This window comes from Nocardioides ginsengisoli, assembly GCF_039537225.1.
In the GTDB taxonomy this organism is placed as follows: Bacteria; Actinomycetota; Actinomycetes; order Propionibacteriales; family Nocardioidaceae; genus Nocardioides; species Nocardioides ginsengisoli.
Genome location: NZ_BAABAC010000006.1, coordinates 14,450 through 30,104 on the forward strand (window position 1 = coordinate 14,450; position 15,655 = coordinate 30,104).

17 protein-coding genes are annotated in these 15,655 nt (G+C 74.0%); 15 read left to right on the forward strand and 2 right to left on the reverse strand.

Features of this window, described 5'->3' with window-relative positions; translation table 11 throughout:
* Positions 1 to 35: 35 nt before the first annotated feature.
* Genes AB4880_RS03690 through AB4880_RS03750 form a run of 13 tightly spaced genes read left to right on the forward strand, consistent with a single transcriptional unit; the run spans position 36 to position 11,160 of the window.
* Complete coding sequence (locus AB4880_RS03690) at positions 36 to 941, forward strand: ParA family protein (RefSeq protein WP_379228589.1); 906 nt, start codon at positions 36 to 38, stop codon at positions 939 to 941.
* 2 nt (positions 942 to 943) lie between these two features.
* On the forward strand, positions 944 to 1,285 hold the full coding sequence (locus AB4880_RS03695) for a hypothetical protein (RefSeq protein ID WP_367917851.1): 342 nt from the start codon (positions 944 to 946) through the stop codon (positions 1,283 to 1,285).
* Positions 1,286 to 1,292: 7 nt separating this feature from the next.
* Positions 1,293 to 2,225 (forward strand): segregation and condensation protein A, encoded by a 933-nt coding sequence (locus AB4880_RS03700; RefSeq protein WP_379228591.1) that lies wholly within the window; start codon positions 1,293 to 1,295, stop codon positions 2,223 to 2,225.
* A 5-nt stretch (positions 2,226 to 2,230) separates the two neighbouring features.
* Positions 2,231 to 2,932, forward strand: a complete 702-nt coding sequence (scpB, locus tag AB4880_RS03705; RefSeq protein WP_367917852.1) for an SMC-Scp complex subunit ScpB — start codon at positions 2,231 to 2,233, stop codon at positions 2,930 to 2,932.
* The gene (locus AB4880_RS03710) at positions 2,922 to 3,674 is read left to right on the forward strand and encodes a pseudouridine synthase (protein WP_367917853.1); all 753 of its coding nucleotides are present in this window, start codon (positions 2,922 to 2,924) and stop codon (positions 3,672 to 3,674) included. The genes scpB and AB4880_RS03710 overlap by 11 nt, the downstream gene beginning before the upstream one ends.
* A gap of 28 nt (positions 3,675 to 3,702) precedes the next feature.
* Positions 3,703 to 4,575 (forward strand): helix-turn-helix domain-containing protein, encoded by an 873-nt coding sequence (locus AB4880_RS03715; RefSeq protein WP_367917854.1) that lies wholly within the window; start codon positions 3,703 to 3,705, stop codon positions 4,573 to 4,575.
* Positions 4,565 to 4,972 carry a VOC family protein gene (locus tag AB4880_RS03720; RefSeq protein WP_367917855.1) on the forward strand — a complete coding sequence of 136 codons (408 nt, stop codon included), beginning with the start codon at positions 4,565 to 4,567 and terminating at the stop codon, positions 4,970 to 4,972. Before AB4880_RS03715 ends, AB4880_RS03720 begins: the two co-directional genes overlap by 11 nt.
* Positions 4,973 to 4,995: 23 nt before the next feature.
* Positions 4,996 to 6,075, forward strand: a complete 1,080-nt coding sequence (locus AB4880_RS03725) for a prephenate dehydrogenase (RefSeq protein ID WP_367917856.1) — start codon at positions 4,996 to 4,998, stop codon at positions 6,073 to 6,075.
* 10 nt (positions 6,076 to 6,085) lie between these two features.
* Positions 6,086 to 6,763 (forward strand): (d)CMP kinase, encoded by a 678-nt coding sequence (gene cmk, locus AB4880_RS03730; RefSeq protein ID WP_367917857.1) that lies wholly within the window; start codon positions 6,086 to 6,088, stop codon positions 6,761 to 6,763.
* On the forward strand, positions 6,760 to 7,476 hold the full coding sequence (locus AB4880_RS03735) for a lysophospholipid acyltransferase family protein (RefSeq protein ID WP_367917858.1): 717 nt from the start codon (positions 6,760 to 6,762) through the stop codon (positions 7,474 to 7,476). Before cmk ends, AB4880_RS03735 begins: the two co-directional genes overlap by 4 nt.
* The gene (gene der / locus AB4880_RS03740; protein WP_367917859.1) at positions 7,469 to 8,794 is read left to right on the forward strand and encodes a ribosome biogenesis GTPase Der; all 1,326 of its coding nucleotides are present in this window, start codon (positions 7,469 to 7,471) and stop codon (positions 8,792 to 8,794) included. The genes AB4880_RS03735 and der overlap by 8 nt, the downstream gene beginning before the upstream one ends.
* Positions 8,795 to 8,851: 57 nt before the next feature.
* Entirely contained in the window at positions 8,852 to 9,460 is a 609-nt protein-coding gene (gene imuA' / locus AB4880_RS03745; RefSeq protein WP_367917860.1) for a DnaE2-dependent mutagenesis accessory factor ImuA', read from the forward strand.
* On the forward strand, positions 9,460 to 11,160 hold the full coding sequence (locus AB4880_RS03750; RefSeq protein WP_367917861.1) for a DNA polymerase Y family protein: 1,701 nt from the start codon (positions 9,460 to 9,462) through the stop codon (positions 11,158 to 11,160). Before imuA' ends, AB4880_RS03750 begins: the two co-directional genes overlap by 1 nt.
* A gap of 21 nt (positions 11,161 to 11,181) precedes the next feature.
* Here the strand turns inward: AB4880_RS03750 and AB4880_RS03755 are convergent, their stop codons facing one another.
* Both AB4880_RS03755 and AB4880_RS03760 read right to left on the reverse strand, forming a co-directional pair.
* Complete coding sequence (locus tag AB4880_RS03755) at positions 11,182 to 11,490, reverse strand: helix-turn-helix domain-containing protein (protein ID WP_367917862.1); 309 nt, start codon at positions 11,488 to 11,490, stop codon at positions 11,182 to 11,184.
* Between the two features lie 88 nt (positions 11,491 to 11,578).
* Complete coding sequence (locus tag AB4880_RS03760) at positions 11,579 to 11,944, reverse strand: MmcQ/YjbR family DNA-binding protein (protein WP_367917863.1); 366 nt, start codon at positions 11,942 to 11,944, stop codon at positions 11,579 to 11,581.
* Between the two features lie 114 nt (positions 11,945 to 12,058).
* Between AB4880_RS03760 and AB4880_RS03765 the strand changes: the two genes are divergently transcribed.
* Together AB4880_RS03765 and AB4880_RS03770 are read left to right on the forward strand one after the other, a co-directional pair.
* The gene (locus AB4880_RS03765; RefSeq protein WP_367917864.1) at positions 12,059 to 13,837 is read left to right on the forward strand and encodes an ABC transporter ATP-binding protein; all 1,779 of its coding nucleotides are present in this window, start codon (positions 12,059 to 12,061) and stop codon (positions 13,835 to 13,837) included.
* Complete coding sequence (locus AB4880_RS03770) at positions 13,834 to 15,651, forward strand: ABC transporter ATP-binding protein (protein ID WP_367917865.1); 1,818 nt, start codon at positions 13,834 to 13,836, stop codon at positions 15,649 to 15,651. The genes AB4880_RS03765 and AB4880_RS03770 overlap by 4 nt, the downstream gene beginning before the upstream one ends.
* Positions 15,652 to 15,655: the final 4 nt, after the last annotated feature.

The window sequence follows — 15,655 nt, forward strand, 5'->3', positions numbered from 1 at the left end:
CCGGCAGCCAGATTCCGCTCGGAACGGAGGACGGCATGACCCTGCAGTTCCCGGTGCCCGAGCCGGAGCCCGAGCGCGCCCCGAAGCCGACGGTGTCCGGCGACCTCGGCCCGACCGGCCGTCCGATGCCGGTGCTGCCCGACCCGCGGCCGATCACCGAGCACGGCAACGCGCGCGTGATCGCCATGTGCAACCAGAAGGGTGGCGTCGGCAAGACCACCACCACGATCAACCTCGGCGCCGCACTCGCCGAGTTCGGCCGCAAGGTGCTGCTCGTCGACTTCGACCCGCAGGGCTCGCTCTCGGTGGGCCTCGGGCTCAACCCGCACGAGATGGACCTGACGGTCTACAACCTGCTGATGGACCCCGAGACGCGCCTCGACGAGGTCGTCGTCCCCTCGGGCGTGCCCGGCATGGACCTGCTGCCGTCGAATATCGACCTCTCCGCCGCCGAGGTGCAGCTGGTGCACGAGGTCGCGCGCGAGCAGACCCTGCAGCGCGTGCTGGCCCCCGCCATCGCCGAGTACGACGTGATCCTCATCGACTGCCAGCCCTCGCTCGGCCTGCTGACGGTCAACGCGCTCACCGCGGCCCACGGCGTCATCGTGCCGCTGGAGTGCGAGTACTTCGCGCTGCGCGGCGTGGCGCTGCTCAAGGCGACCATCGACAAGGTCAAGCAGCGGCTCAACCCGGCCCTCGAGGTCGACGGTGTCCTCGGCACCATGTACGACGGCCGCACCCTGCACGGCCGCGAGGTCCTCGAGCGCCTGGTCCAGGCGTGGGGCGACCAGGTCTTCCACACCGTGATCCGCCGGACCGTGAAGTTCTCCGACTCCACCGTCGCCGGCGAGCCGATCACGTCGTACGCCTCGGCGTCGAGCGGGGCGGAGGCGTACCGCCAGCTCGCGAAGGAGGTGGCGCTGCGGTGTCACGACGTGTGAGCATGCCGACCGCGGACGACCTCTTCCGGCCGACCGCGGAGGCCGACGCCGGGACGGCGCGCCGGGGGAAGGTCCGCGCCGTACCCGACGCGCCCGAGCAGGTCGCGGCGCCCGAGCCGCAGAAGGGCCCGAGCGGCCGGATCCGCCACGACGAGAAGATCACCGTCTACGTCACCGCCGCCGAGCTGATGGAGCTGGAGCAGGCACGCCTGACCCTGCGCGGTCAGCACGGGCTGGCGGTCGACCGCGGCCGGTTGGTCCGGGAGGCGCTGCACCTGGTCCTCGCCGAGCTCGAGGCCGAGGGGGAGGGCTCCGCGCTGGTCAGGCGCCTGCGTGAGTCATGATGCAGGCGTGAGCGAGGTCGAGCCGGGAGCCGAGGCTGTCGCGGAGGCTGAGGCCGGGGCCGAGGAGACGCACGGCGGCTTCGCCGTGCGGCTGGCCAACTTCGAGGGCCCCTTCGACCTGCTGCTGAGCCTGATCTCCAAGCACAAGCTCGACGTCACCGAGATCGCGCTCTCGAAGGTCACCGACGAGTTCATCGCCCACATCAAGACGCTGCCGGACGGCGACCTGGAGGAGACCACCAACTTCCTCCTGGTCGCCGCCACCCTCCTCGACCTCAAGGCCGCGCGGCTGCTGCCCGCGGGCGACGTCGAGGACGAGGAGGACCTGGCGCTGCTGGAGGCGCGCGACCTGCTCTTCGCGCGGCTGCTGCAGTACAAGGCCTACAAGCAGGTCGCGGCGGTGTTCGACGGGCGGCTGCAGGCGGAGGCGAAGCGGTTCCCGCGCGCGGTGGGGCTCGAGGAGCGGTTCGCGGGGCTGCTGCCGGAGGTGCTCATCGGCATCGGCCTGGAGCAGTTCGCGGCGCTCGCGGCCAAGGCGATGACGCCGAAGCCCGAGCTGCAGCTGACCCTGCACCACATCCACGCGCCGACGGTGAGCGTCCGTGAGCAGGCGGCGATCGTCGTCGACCGGCTGCGGCGCAGCGGGACGATGACCTTCCGCGCGCTGTGCGGCGACTCGCCCGACACGCTGACCACGGTGGCCCGGTTCCTGTCGCTGCTCGAGCTCTTCCGCGAGGGGGCGGTGGCGTTCGACCAGGTCACCCCGTTGGGCGAGCTGACCGTGCGCTGGACCGGCGACGAGGTCGTCGACGTCGACGACCTGATCACCGACGAGTTCGACGGCGCGGCGCCGACCGACGACGCGCCGCCCGACGACGCGCCGCCCGACGACGCGCCGCCCGCGGAGGAGACGACCACGATGGCTGAGAACGATGACTGAGAACGATGACTGAGCAAACCGAGACCGAGGCGACCGAGCCGACCGCGGAGACCGCTGAGAACGAGGAGGCGCTGCCTCTCGTGGAACTGCGGCCCGCCCTGGAGGCGGTGCTGATGGTCGCCGACCAGCCGCTCGACCAGGTCGCCCTGGCGAGCGCCGTCGGCCACCCCGAGCCCGACGTGGCCGCGGCGCTGGCCGCCCTCGCCGGCGAGTACGACGAGCAGGGCCGTGGCTTCGAGCTGCGCAATGTCGCCGGGGGCTGGCGCTTCTACACGCGCGAGGAGTACGCGTCGGTGGTCGAGGCCTTCGTCCTCGAGGGCCAGCAGGCCCGGCTCACCCAGGCCGCGCTCGAGACGCTCGCGGTCGTCGCCTACCAGCAGCCGGTCTCGCGGGCGCGGGTCTCCGCGGTCCGCGGCGTCAATGTCGACGGCGTGATGCGGACCCTGATCAGCCGCGGGCTGGTCGAGGAGGCCGGCCAGGACGGCGAGCACGGTGCGACGCTGTACCGGACGACGTCGTACTTCCTGGAGCGGATCGGCATCGTCTCGCTCGACGAGCTGCCCGACCTCGCGCCGCACCTGCCCGACCTGGCGGAGATGGAGGAGGAGCTCGCGCCGACGCCCGAGCCCGAGGCGGGCGAGCCCGAGTTGTCTGAGCCCGAGCTGTCTGAGCCCGACGCGCCTGAGGAGGCGGACGATGACGCGTGAGATCGCGGTCGACGAGGACGGCCAGATCCGGCTGCAGAAGCTGCTCGCCCAGTCCGGCGTCGCCTCGCGGCGCCGCTGCGAGGAGCTGATGCTCGAGGGCAAGGTCGAGGTCGACGGCGAGATCGTCACCCGGCTCGGCACCAAGGTCGACCCCCGCACGGCGGTCATCAAGGTCTCCGGCAAGCGACTGCCGCCGGTGTCCGACCACGTCTACCTGGTGCTCAACAAGCCGCGTGGCGTGGTCTCGACCATGTCCGACCCGCAGGGCCGGCCCACGCTCACCGACCTGGTCGCCGACCGCGACGAACGGCTGTTCCACGTCGGCCGGCTCGACACCGACACGTCCGGACTGCTGCTGCTCACCAACGACGGCGACTTCGCGCACCGGATGGCGCACCCGTCGTTCGAGGTCGAGAAGACCTACGTCGCCGAGGTCGCCGGCAAGCTCACCAAGGCGGTCCTGGCCGACCTGCTCGCCGGCGTGACGCTCGACGACGGCCCGGTGGAGGTGCGACGGGCGCGGATCATCGACACGTCCGCCGACCGCTCGATCATCGAGCTGGTCATCCACGAGGGCCGCAACCGGATCGTGCGCCGGCTGCTCGACCAGGTCGGCCACCCGGTGCGCCAGCTGAGCCGGACGAAGTTCGGCCCGATCGAGCTCGGCACGCTGCGCAGCGGGGCGATGCGCGAGCTCTCCGACGACGAGCTCGGCCAGCTCCTGGAGCTCGTCGGGCTCTGAGGAGCGCCGGGGGCTCTACCGTGGTCGGGTGATCCCGGCCCCACCGGTGCCCGCGGCGCTGCGGCGCCACGTCGTCGGACGGTTCCCCTACGACGTCGACTTCGGCGCGCCCGGCGTCCACCGCGGGCTGCCGTCGACGACGATCACGCTGGTGCTGCCGCTCGAGGAGCCGTTGCGGGTGTCGTGGGCCGGCGTGCCGGGGTCGCTGCACACGGGCTGGGCGTCGCTGTCCGGGCTGCACCCGGCGCCGGCGGCGATCCACCACGACGGCGCGCAGCGCGGCGTCCAGCTGGCGCTCACGATCGAGGGGGCGCGGGTGCTGCTCGGGCGCCCGGCCGCCGACCTGGCCGGCGCGCTCACCGACCTCGACGAGGCGGACGCCGTACCCCGGGCGTTGCGCGAGCTGCCCGCCCGGCTGCACGAGCTGCCCACCTGGGCGGCGCGGGTCGCGCTCGTCGACCGGACGCTGGCCGCGCTCGCCGCCCGGGCCGGCGATCCGCGACCGCGGGCCGAGGTGGCGCACGCGCTGGCCCTGCTCACCTCCGGCGCTCCGGTCCACGCGGTCGCCGACGAGGTCGGCTACAGCCGGCGCCGGCTGGGCACCCTGGTGCGGGCCGAGTGCGGGCTGGCGCCGAAGGCGTTCCAACGGATCGCGCGCTTCGAGGCCGCCCGCCGGGTGCTCGGACGACGTCCGCTCGCCGAGGTCGCCACGGCGTGCGGCTACAGCGACCAGGCGCACCTCAGCCGCGAGTGGAGCGCGCTGGCCGGGTGTACGCCGACGACCTGGCTGCGCGAGGAGCAGGAGATGCGGGGGTCTACGGGGGCGGAGCCCCCGTACGTGTTCCCGTTCGTTCAAGACCACGACGGGGCCGGGGGAGGAGGCTCGGGACATGACCGATGAGCAGGCAGCACACGTGGGCCTCTGGCCCGCCCTCCAGTTCCGCGACGCCGACGCGATGACCGCCTGGCTCCGGGCGATCGGCTTCGTCGAGCACGCCACCTATCGCGACGACAGCGGGACGGTGGTCCATGCCGAGTGGCTGTGGCCCGGCGGCGGCGGGATCATGTTCGGCGCGGTGCGCGACGACGGTCCGCTGCAGCCGGTGGGCTCCGGCGCGGCCTATCTGGTGACGAGCGACCCGGACGCCGTCTTCGCCGCGGCGGTCGCGGCCGGCGCGAGCGTCGAGCGCGCGATGGTCGACCAGGACTACGGCGGGCGCGGCGGCAGCGTGCGCGACCCGGAGGGCAACCACTGGTCGTTCGGGTCCTACCAACCGGGCGCGGGCGATCCCGCCTGAGCCGATGTCCTAGCCTTTCCTGCGTGTCTGGGACGAGCGCGCGCCTCGCAGGGCCGGTCGAGATCGTCGGGACCGGCCTGATCGGCACCTCCATCGCGCTCGCCTGCCGGCGCGCCGGGCTCGAGGTGCTGCTGACCGACCGCGACCCCGACCATGTCCGTACGGCGACCGGTCTCGGCGCCGGCCGCCCGCGGACCGACGACGACGAGCCGCAGCTGGTGGTGGTCGCCGTGCCGCCGGACGCGCTGGGCAAGGCGATCCGCGACGCGCTCGACACCGCCGGCCCCGAGACGGTCGTGACCGACGTCGGCAGCGTCAAGGCCGCTCCGCTGGACGCGGTGGCGGGTCACCCGGCCGTCAGCCGGTACGTCGGCAGCCACCCGATGGCCGGCACCGAGCACTCCGGCCCGCTCACGGCCAACGCCGAGCTCTTCGACGGCCGCCCCTGGGCGGTCACGCCCGGCCCCGACGCGACGGCGTCGGCCGCCCGCCTGGTCGAGGCGCTGGTGGTGCTGTGCGGCGCCGTGCCGGTGCGGCTGTCGCCGTACGAGCACGACCGGGCGGTGGCCCGGACCTCCCACGTCCCGCACCTGATGGCGTCCCTCGTGGCCGGCACACTCGCGGGCGCGCCGGCCGACCACCTCGCGCTGTCGGGCACCGGCGTGCGCGACGTGACGCGCGTCGCCGGGGGAGACCCCCGGCTCTACAGCCAGATCATCGGCGGCAACGCCGCCGCCGTCGCCGCGCTGCTCACCGAGGTCCGCGAGCGGCTCGACCTCGCGCTCGAGGCGATCGCGGGCGACGACCGGGCCGGACTGGAGTCGCTGCTCGCCTACGGCCAGGCCGGCACCCGGGCGATCCCGGGCAAGCACGGCGCCGCGCCGCAGGAGATGGCCGCCGTCCGCGTGGCCCTGCCGGACCAGCCCGGCGGGCTCGCCCGGCTGTTCGCCGACGCGGGCGCGAGCGGGGTCAACATCGAGGACGTCCGCATCGACCACGACCCCGGCCGGCCGGTCGGTCAGGTCGAGATCGACGTCGTCGCCGACCGTGCCGAGGAGCTGCGGGTCGCACTGGAGTCGAAGGGCTGGGTGACCCACCGGTAATCTACGGGCCGTGGATGAGCAGGTGAACGTGCCCGAGAACGTGGTGGTCGCAGTCGACGGGACCTCTGGCTCCGGGAAGTCGAGCACCTGCCGCGCGGTCGCCGACCGGCTCGGGATGCGCTATCTCGACACCGGCGCGCAGTACCGCGCGATCACCTGGTGGATGCTGCGCAACGGCATCGACGTGCACGACGCGGACGCCGTCGCCGCCCACGCCGAGGCGCCCGTCCTGGTGTCCGGCACCGACCCGCTCGCGCCCACGATCACCGTCGACGGCGACGACGTCTCGGTCCAGATCCGCAGCGACGAGGTCAACGCGGCCGTCTCGCCGGTCAGCGCGGTCCCCGCGGTGCGCGCCCGCCTCGTCGCGCTGCAGCGCACGCTCATCGGCGACGGCGGCATCGTCGTCGAGGGCCGCGACATCGGCTCCGTCGTGTGGCCCGACGCGCAGCTCAAGGTGTACCTGACCGCCGACCCGTCGGCCCGCGCCGCGCGGCGCGCGCTCGAGAACGGCGGCGCCGACCTCAGCGCCACCCAGGAGTCGCTGCTCGCCCGCGACAAGATCGACTCCGGCCGCGCGGTCGCGCCGCTGACCATGGCCGACGGGGCGATCCACGTCGACTCCACCGAGCTCTCCCTCGAGGAGGTCGTCGACCTGGTGGTGGGCCTGGTGATGGAGCGGGTGTGAGCGCCCACGTCCAGCAGCCGCGCAGCGACGTCGTACGGACGCCGGCGCGCGGGCTGCTGGTGCGCGGACGTCGTACGTCGCGCTGGCTGATCCGCCGCCGCTGGGACGTCGAGGTGCTGCATCCCGAGCGCTTCCCGGCGACCGGCCCGGTGGTCGTCGCCGGCAATCACGTCGGCTTCGTCGACGGGCCGCTGATGGCGATCTTCGCGCCGCGGCCGGTGCACGCGCTGACCAAGGAGGAGATGTTCTCCGGGCCGCTCGGCGCCTTCCTGCGGTGGTCGGGGCAGATCCCGCTCGACCGCTTCCACACCGACACCCGCGCGATCCGTACGGCGATCGGCGTGCTGCGCGAGGGACACTGCGTCGGCGTCTTCCCCGAGGGTACGCGCGGGCCGGGCGACCTGCAGCGCCTCCACCCGGGCGCGGCGTACCTGGCGATGGTGACCGGGGCGCCCGTCGTACCGCTGACGTTCCTGGGCACCCGCCTGCCCGGCGGCCGGAGCAACTCGCTGCCGCCGAAGCGGGCGCAGGTGCGGATCGTCGTCGGCGAGCCGATGCCCGTCGATGCGGTGTCCTGGCCCCGGACGCGCGAGAATGTCCGTCTGACTTCGGCCGCCCTGCACGCTCACATGCGCGCGGGGCTCGCCGCTGCCCTCGAGGAGACGGGGCGGCGCCTGCCCGGCCCGCTCCCGCAAGGAGACACAGATGAATGACGCGCTGCCCGTGCTGGCGGTCGTGGGCCGCCCCAACGTCGGCAAGTCGACGCTGGTGAACCGGATCCTCGGCCGCCGCGAGGCGGTCGTCGAGGACATCCCCGGCGTGACCCGCGACCGGGTCTCCTACGACGCGGAGTGGAACGGCCGGGCGTTCACGCTCGTCGACACCGGCGGCTGGGACCCCGACGCGCGCGGCATGGCCGAGCGGATCCGGGTCCAGGCCGAGATCGCGGTCAGCCTCGCCGACGCGGTGCTCTTCGTCGTCGACGCGGCCATCGGCATCACCGACGCCGACGAGGCCGTGGTGCGGGTGCTGCGCAAGTCCGGCAAGCCGGTCGTGCTGGCGGCCAACAAGGTCGACGACGAGCGCGCCGAGGCCGAGGCCTTCGCCCTGTGGAACCTCGGCCTGGGCGAGCCCCACGTCGTCTCCGCGCTGCACGGCCGCGGCTCGGGCGACCTGCTCGACGCCGTCCTGGAGGTGCTGCCGGAGGCTCCCGAGCAGGAGCGCGAGATCGGCGGCCCCCGCCGGATCGCCATCGTCGGTCGCCCCAATGTCGGCAAGTCCTCGCTGCTCAACAAGCTCGCGGGCGAGGAGCGCGTCGTCGTCGACAATGTCGCCGGTACGACGGTCGACCCGGTCGACGAGCTGGTCGAGCTGGGCGGCCAGACCTGGCGCTTCATCGACACCGCCGGCATCCGCAAGCGGGTCAAGGAGGCCTCGGGCCACGAGTACTACGCGTGGCTTCGGACCTCCACCGCCATCGAGCGCGCCGAGGTGTGCGTCATCGTCCTGGCCGGCAACGAGTCGATCGCCGAGCAGGACATGCGGATCCTGCAGGAGGTGCGCGAGGCCGGCAAGGCGCTCGTCATCGCCTTCAACAAGTGGGACCTCGTCGACGCCGAGCGCCGCTACTACCTCGACCGCGAGATCGAGCGCGACCTGGTGCAGGTGCAGTGGGCGCCGCGGATCAACATCACCGCGCGCACCGGCTGGCACATCGACCGGCTCGTCCCCGCGCTCGACCGCGCCATCGAGGGCTGGGAGACGCGCATCTCCACCGGCGCCCTCAACGCCTTCCTGGGCCGCATCGTCGCCGAGCACCCGCACCCGGTGCGCGGCGGCAAGCAGCCGCGGATCCTCTTCGGCAGCCAGGTGTCGAGCGCGCCGCCGGTGTTCAAGCTGTTCACCACCGGCAGGCTCGACCAGGGCTACGAGCGCTTCATCGAGCGCCGGCTGCGCGAGGAGTTCGGCTTCGTCGGCACCCCGATCGAGATCAAGGTGCAGCCGCGCGAGAAGCGCGGCGCCCGGCGCTGATCCACAGGCGGCCGCAGCCGCTTGCTTTTGTTCGAACATGTGTTCGAACATAGGGGGGTGAGTGTTCGCCCCTTGGAGATCGCCGACCCGCAGCAGGTCCTCGACCAGCTGCGCGGGCGCATCGCCGCGCTCCAGGGCGGCCCGACCCGGCTGACGGTGCCGGTGCTGCCGGTGTTCGAGGGGCTGGTCACGCTGCGCACCGGCGGGGTCTACGGCGTCGACTCCGCGACCCTCGGCATGGCGCTGGCCGCCGGGGCCTCGCAGGCCGGAGAGTGGGTCGGCTTCGCGGGGTGGGACGACTTCGGCGCCGAGGCGGCCCATCAGCACGGCATCGTGCTCTCCCGCACGGTCCTGGTGCCCGCGCCGGGGGAGCACTGGCTCGAGGTCGCCGCAGCGCTCGCCGACGTGCTCAAGGTGGTCGTGCTGCGCCCGCCGGGGCTGGTCGACGCCAAGTCCGCCTCCCTCCTCGAGGCCCGGCTGCGTGCCCGCTCGGCGGTGCTGGTGGTGCAGGGGGAGTGGCCGCGCTGCGAGGCCCGCATCGTCGCCGAGCACGTCTCCTGGGAGGGACTCGCGGCCGGTCGCGGGCGGCTCCGGGGGCGGCGGGTCAGCCTGGTCTCGCGGCGGCCGGGGCGGGCGCCGGTCCGGGTCGAGGCGGTGCTGCCCTGATGCGCACGATGGTGGTGTGGTGTCCCGACTGGTCGGTGACGGCCGGGCTGCTCGAGCAGGCCGACGCCGTCCAGCAGGACGCCGCTCGCCGCGGCGGGGCCGTGGAGGACGGCGGGGAGGACGGCGGGGCGGGCGGCGGGGCGGGCGGCGGGGCGGTGGTCGACGTCGCCGCGCCGGCGGTCGTCGTGGCGGCCAACCGGGTGGTCGTCTGCAATGCCGCCGCCCGCGCCGAGGGGGTGCGCCGGGGGCAGCGGCGCCGCGACGCCCAGGCGAAGTGCCCCGAGGTGGTGCTCCTCCCTGCCAACCCCGACCGCGACGCGCGCTGGTTCGAGCCGGTGCTCAGCGCGGTCGAGGAGGTCCGGCCCGGGGTGGCGCCGCTGCGGCCGGGGCTGCTCGCGGTGCCCGCGCCGGGGCGCTACTTCGCGCGGGGCGGCATCGACGGTGAGGAGGCCGCGGCCGCCGTCCTGGCCGAGCACCTGGTGCAGGCGGGGGTGTGGGACAGCCGGTTCGGCGCGGCCGACGACCTCTACACCGCCGAGCGGGCCGCGCGCAGCGCGCCGGAGCAGGGCTGCGTCGCCGTGCCGCCGGGGCGCTCGGCGGAGTTCCTGCGCGGGCTGCCGGTGACCGTGCTCGGCGACGACGGCCCCGAGGGCGCCGAGCTGGCCGGGCTGCTGCGCCGGCTGGGGCTGGTGCTGCTCGGCGACTTCGCCCGGCTGGGGGCGGGAGAGGTGAGCAACCGGTTCGGCACCTACGGAGCCGACGTGTGGCGTCGGGTGCAGGGCGAGGAGGTGGCCCGGCTCGCGTCGCGGACGCCGCCGCCCGAGCTGGCCTGCGAGATCTCCTTCGAGCCGCCGCTCGACTCCGCCGAGGCGGTCACCTTCAGCGTCCGCACCACGGCCGAGCGCTTCATCGCCGGGCTGAGCGACCGGCAGCTGGTGGCGACCGGCGTGCGGGTGGAGGCGGAGTTCGAGGAGGGGGTCTCCGCGCGCACCTGGCTGCACCCGCGCTGCTTCACCTCCCGCGACCTCGTCGACCGGGTCCACTGGCAGCTCCAGGCCGGCATGGCCACCTCGGGGCTGCGCAGCCGCAAGTCCACCGGCGAGAGCATCGCCTCGCCGGTGACCCTGGTCCGCTTCCTGCCCGACACCGTCGAGCCGGCGGGCGATCACGCCGACACGCTGTGGGGCGGCGGCGCCGACGACCAGGTCGTGCGCGGGGTGGCGCGGGTGCAGGCGATGGTCGGCTACGACGCCGTACGGGTGCCGGTGCTGCAGGGCGGGCGGGGCGCCGCCGACCGCCAGGCGCTGGTGCCCTGGGGCGAGCGTGCCCTCGGCCTGCGGCCGGTCGAGCGCCCCTGGCCCGGCCGGGTGCCCGGTCCCGCGCCCAGCCGGGTCTTCACCGAGCCGCTCGAGGCCGAGGTCGTCGACGAGGCCTCCGTCGGCGTCGCGGTGACCGAGCGCGGGATGATCACCGGCGAGCCCTGGCGGTTCCGGATCGGCGGGCGCTGGTGTCCCGTCGCCGCCTGGGCCGGGCCGTGGCCGGTCGACGAGGGGTGGTGGGTCCGCGGCACCGGCGCCGCGGGCGGGCGGGCGGCGCGCTTCCAGATGGTCGGCGTCGACGGCCGGGCCTGGTTGCTGCGGTGGTGCGCCGTCGGCCCCGACCTCCGGGGGCGCTGGGAGGTGGAGGCGGCCTATGACTGAGTCATGAGAAGCCGCGAGGCGTCACGAGGGCAGGGCGCGCGACTCGACGTCCCGGTCGTTGTCGACCAGGTACGTCGCGTCGAGCTCGAGCGCATCGGCGAGACGCCAGATCACGTCGAGGGTGGGGTTCGCCGGCCGGTAGGTGCCCGTCGCCGGGTCCTTGTGGCCGCCCCGGTTGTTGAGCAGCAGCTGGATGTAGCCGCGGCTCAGGCCGGTCCGCTCCATGAGCTCGCGCTCGGTCAGGCCGAGCTCGTCGCGGCGACGTCGCACCTTCTCGCCGAACCGCTTCGACTTCTCCTCGAACTCGGGGAGGTGGTCGGCGGCGGGCACGCATCCCACCCTGTTCGCCCGGGTCGCCGAGCGCCGACCAATACGTTGAGCCGCAGGCTCGATGTATTGAGCCTGCGGGGCCGATCGGTCAGGCGTCCCAGCCGTCGGGGCGCTGCGACTTCGGGAGCTTCGCCACGATCGACCGGTACGACTCGTCCACGGCCTCGAGCAGCTCGTCGTCCGGGATCGCGCCGCCGAAGGCGAGGTTGTTCCAGCCCGAGCGCCCGATGTAGGCCATCACGCTGGCGTCGTCGGGGTAGCGGTGCAGCCACTCGTCGGCGACCTCGCGGTTCGCGCCGGCCTTGACCCCGACGCCGTCGCGGCCGAGGAAGGCGAAGATCTTGCCGCGCTCGCCGGAGCCGACCTTGATCACCGGGAGCTCGTGGTCCCACGGGTTGTCGGCCCACGCGCCCGGCTTGGCCAGGCAGTGGGCCAGCAGGGTCTCGGCGTCCACGTGCCGAGCCTATCGGCCGGCGCGAGGCTCGCGGTGGCGCCGGGCCGATCACGGAATAGGCTCCGCAGGGCCCCGGTTGGGCTGAGGTTCGAGCGGAGTGGAGAGCAGGAGCGCGTGGCGAGCGACAGCAGCGGCACAGGTACGACGTCCGCCGGGTTCGGTGTCCTCTGGGTGGCGATCAAGCGCGAGCCGTGGATCTTCGCGGCGTCCACGGTCGGCAGCGTCCTGTTCGGCGCGCTGACCGTGGCCGACGCGTGGGTGCTCGGCTGGTCGACCGACCACGTGGTCATCCCCGCCTTCCGCGACGGTGAGATCGGCGCCGGGCTGCTGTGGGCGGTGCTCGGGCTGTTCACCGGCGTGGCGATCCTGCGCGCGGTCGGGATCGTGGCGCGCCGGCTGGGCGCGGGCGTGATGCAGTACCGGCTGCAGGCGCAGAGCCGCCGCGCGGTGACCCGTCAGTACCTCCGGCTCCCGCTCGCCTGGCACCAGAGGCACCCGACCGGCGAGCTGCTGTCCAACGCCAATGCCGACGTCGAGGCGGCGTGGGGGCCGATCGCGCCGCTGCCGATGGCGGTCGGCACGGTGGCGATGATGGTGATCGCCGTCGTCCAGATGCTGCTGACCGACCTGGCCCTGGCAGCGGTGGGCCTGCTCGTCTTCCCGCTCGTGATCGGGGTCAATGTCGTCTACCAGCGCCTGGCCCAGGGCTGGGCGACGCGGGCGCAGCAGCTGCGCGCCGAGCTGTCCGAGATCGCCCACGAGTCCTTCGACGGCGCCCTCGTCGTCAAGACCCTCGGCCGCGAGCCGGAGGAGACCGAGCGGTTCCGGGCCAAGGCGTTCGAGCTGCGGGAGGCCAACATCAAGGTCGGCCGGATCCGCGCGGCCTTCGACCCGACGCTCGCGGCGCTGCCCAATGTCGCCGTCCTCGTGGTGCTGGTCCTCGGCGTCCACCGCGTCGTCAGCGGCGCGACGGTGGCGGGCGACGTGGTGACCGTGGCCTACCTGCTCACCGTGGTGGCCTTCCCGATCCGCTCGATCGGCTGGCTGCTGGGCGACTTCCCGCGCAGCGTGGTCGGCTACCGCCGGGTCGCGGCGGTCCTGAGCGCCTCCGGCGCCATGGACTACGGCGACCGCCCCGCGCCCACCGCCCCCGGCGGCGCCCGGCTCGAGGTCGAGCGCGCCGCCTTCTCCTACGACCCCGACCGCACGCTCCTGCGCGACCTCACCTTCGACGTCGCGCCCGGCAAGACGGTCGCCCTCGTCGGCGCGACCGCGTCCGGCAAGAGCACGCTGACGACGCTGCTCGCCCGGCTGGTCGACGTCGACGACGGCGCGATCCGCGTCGACGGCACCGACCTGCGCGAGCTGCGCCACGGCGCGCTGGCCGAGCTGCTGGCCGTCGTCCCCCAGAGCGCCTTCCTCTTCGACGACACCGTCCGCGGCAATGTCACCCTCGGCGCCGACGTCCCCGACGAGGACGTCTGGGCCGCGCTCCGCACCGCGCAGGCCGACGGCTTCGTGGCCGCGCTGCCCGACGGGCTCGACACCCGGCTGGGGGAGCGCGGCACGTCCCTGTCCGGCGGGCAGCGGCAGCGGCTGTCCCTGGCCCGCGCGCTCGTACGCCGACCGCGGCTGCTCGTCCTCGACGACGCCACCTCCGCGGTCGACCCCGAGGTCGAGGCGCGCATCCTGGCCGGGCTCGGCGGCGAGGAGACCACCCTGGTCGTCGTCGCCTACCGGAAGGCGACGATCGGCCTGGCCGACGAGGTCCTCTTCCTGGTCGACGGACACATCGCCGACCGCGGCCCGCACGACGAGCTGGTCGCCCGCAACGCCGCCTATGCGCGGCTGGTCAACGCCTACGAGACGGAGTCCGCGGAGGTGACCCGATGAGCACCGCGCTGCGCGCCCCCGAGCAGACCCGGCTGAGCACCGGCGAGGAGATCGGCGCCTGGGAGACCATCCGCCGCGGCATCCGCCACTCGCCCGAGCTGGTCGAGGGCATCGGGACGACCCTCTTCCTCGCGGTCCTGGCGTCGGTGGGGCAGGTCGTCGTCCCGATCGCGGTCCAGCAGACCATCGACAAGGGGCTGCGTGGCGCCGGCGGCCCCGATCCCTCCTTCACGCTCTGGCTCGCCCTGGCGGCGGCCGCGGCGATCGTGGTGACCAGCTGGGCGTCGTACGCGATGACGGCGCGGCTCTTCTCGACCGCCGAGCGCGGTCTCGCGACGCTGCGGATCAAGGCGTTCCGCCACGTGCACGACCTCCCGCTGCTCACCCAGAACACCGAGCGCCGCGGTGCCCTGGTCTCGCGGGTGACGAGCGACGTCGACCAGGTCAGTCAGTTCCTCGTGTTCGGCGGCCTGATCTTCGTGGTCAGCATCGGGCAGATGCTCATCGCGACGATCGTGATGGTCTGCTACAGCTGGCAGCTCACGATCGTGGTGTGGGTCTGCTTCGCGCCGCTCTTCCTCAGCCTGCGCTACTTCCAGCGCAAGCTGGCCGCCGCCTACGGCACCGTACGACGCCAGGTCGGCGCCCTGCTCTCCGCCGTGTCCGAGCCGGTGGTCGGCGCGGCCGTCGTCAAGTCCTATGCCATCGAGGCCCGCACCCAGCAGCGCATCGACGTCGCGATCGACACCCACAAGGCCGCCAGCACGCGGGCGCAGGGGTTCACCGCGTTCTCGTTCAGCCTCGGCGGCATCTCCGCCGGTTTCGCCAATGCGGGCGTCCTCATCGTCGGCATCTGGCTGGGCCAGGGCTTCGCCTGGGGTGACGGCATCACGGCCGGCGAGGTGCTGGCGTTCGCCTTCCTGGTCACGCTCTTCGTCGGGCCGGTCCAGATGGGCACCCAGATCCTCACCGACGCCCAGAACGCCATCGCCGGCTGGCGCCGCGTCATCGGCATCCTCGACACGCCCGCCGACCTGGTCGACCCGGGCCCCGAAGGGAGGTCGCTGCCGAAGGGCGCGATCGACGTCCGCTTCGAGGAGGTCGGCTTCGCCTACCCGGGCGGCGCGGAGGTGCTGTCCGACATCGACCTGGTGATCCCCGCCGGGCAGCGGGTCGCGGTCGTGGGCGAGACCGGGTCGGGCAAGTCCACCATCGCCAAGCTCCTCACCCGGCTCATGGACCCCGACCGCGGGCGGGTGCTGCTCGACGGCATCGACCTGCGCGAGGTGGCCGAGAGCGCGCTGCGCAGCAGCGTCGTCCTGGTCCCGCAGGAGGGCTTCCTCTTCGACGACACGCTCGCCGCCAACGTCCGCTACGGCCGGCTCGGCGCCACCGAGGCCGAGATCCTCGCCGCCGCCGAGACGATCGGACTCGGCGACTGGGTGGCCGGGCTGCCCGACGGCGTCGAGACGCGCGTCGGCCAGCGCGGCGAGTCCCTGTCGGCGGGGGAGCGGCAACTGGTCGCGCTGCTGCGCGCGCAGCTCGCCGACCCCGACCTGCTCGTGCTCGACGAGGCCACCAGCGCCGTCGATCCGCAGCTCGAGACCCGGATCGGCCGGGCGCTCGAGCGGCTGATGAGCGGCCGGACGTCGGTCACCATCGCCCACCGGCTCTCGACCGCCGAGGCCGCCGACGTGGTGGTCGTCGTCGACCGCGGCCGGATCGTCCAGCACGGGCCGCACGCCGAGCTCGTCGCCCAGCCCGGGACGCCGTACGCGAGGCTGCACGCCTCGTGGGTGGCCCAGCACGGATAATGGA

What these genes read in the sequence shown, in the direction of transcription:
- AB4880_RS03690 (WP_379228589.1), top strand. Translation starts at nt 36, where the DNA reads ATGACCCTGCAGTTCCCGGTGCCCGAGCCGGAGCCCGAGCGCGCCCCG.
- AB4880_RS03695 (WP_367917851.1), top strand. Translation starts at nt 944, where the DNA reads ATGCCGACCGCGGACGACCTCTTCCGGCCGACCGCGGAGGCCGACGCC.
- scpB (WP_367917852.1), top strand. Translation starts at nt 2,231, where the DNA reads ATGACTGAGCAAACCGAGACCGAGGCGACCGAGCCGACCGCGGAGACC.
- AB4880_RS03710 (WP_367917853.1), top strand. Translation starts at nt 2,922, where the DNA reads ATGACGCGTGAGATCGCGGTCGACGAGGACGGCCAGATCCGGCTGCAG.
- AB4880_RS03720 (WP_367917855.1), top strand. Translation starts at nt 4,565, where the DNA reads ATGACCGATGAGCAGGCAGCACACGTGGGCCTCTGGCCCGCCCTCCAG.
- der (WP_367917859.1), top strand. Translation starts at nt 7,469, where the DNA reads ATGAATGACGCGCTGCCCGTGCTGGCGGTCGTGGGCCGCCCCAACGTC.
- AB4880_RS03750 (WP_367917861.1), top strand. Translation starts at nt 9,460, where the DNA reads ATGCGCACGATGGTGGTGTGGTGTCCCGACTGGTCGGTGACGGCCGGG.
- AB4880_RS03770 (WP_367917865.1), top strand. Translation starts at nt 13,834, where the DNA reads ATGAGCACCGCGCTGCGCGCCCCCGAGCAGACCCGGCTGAGCACCGGC.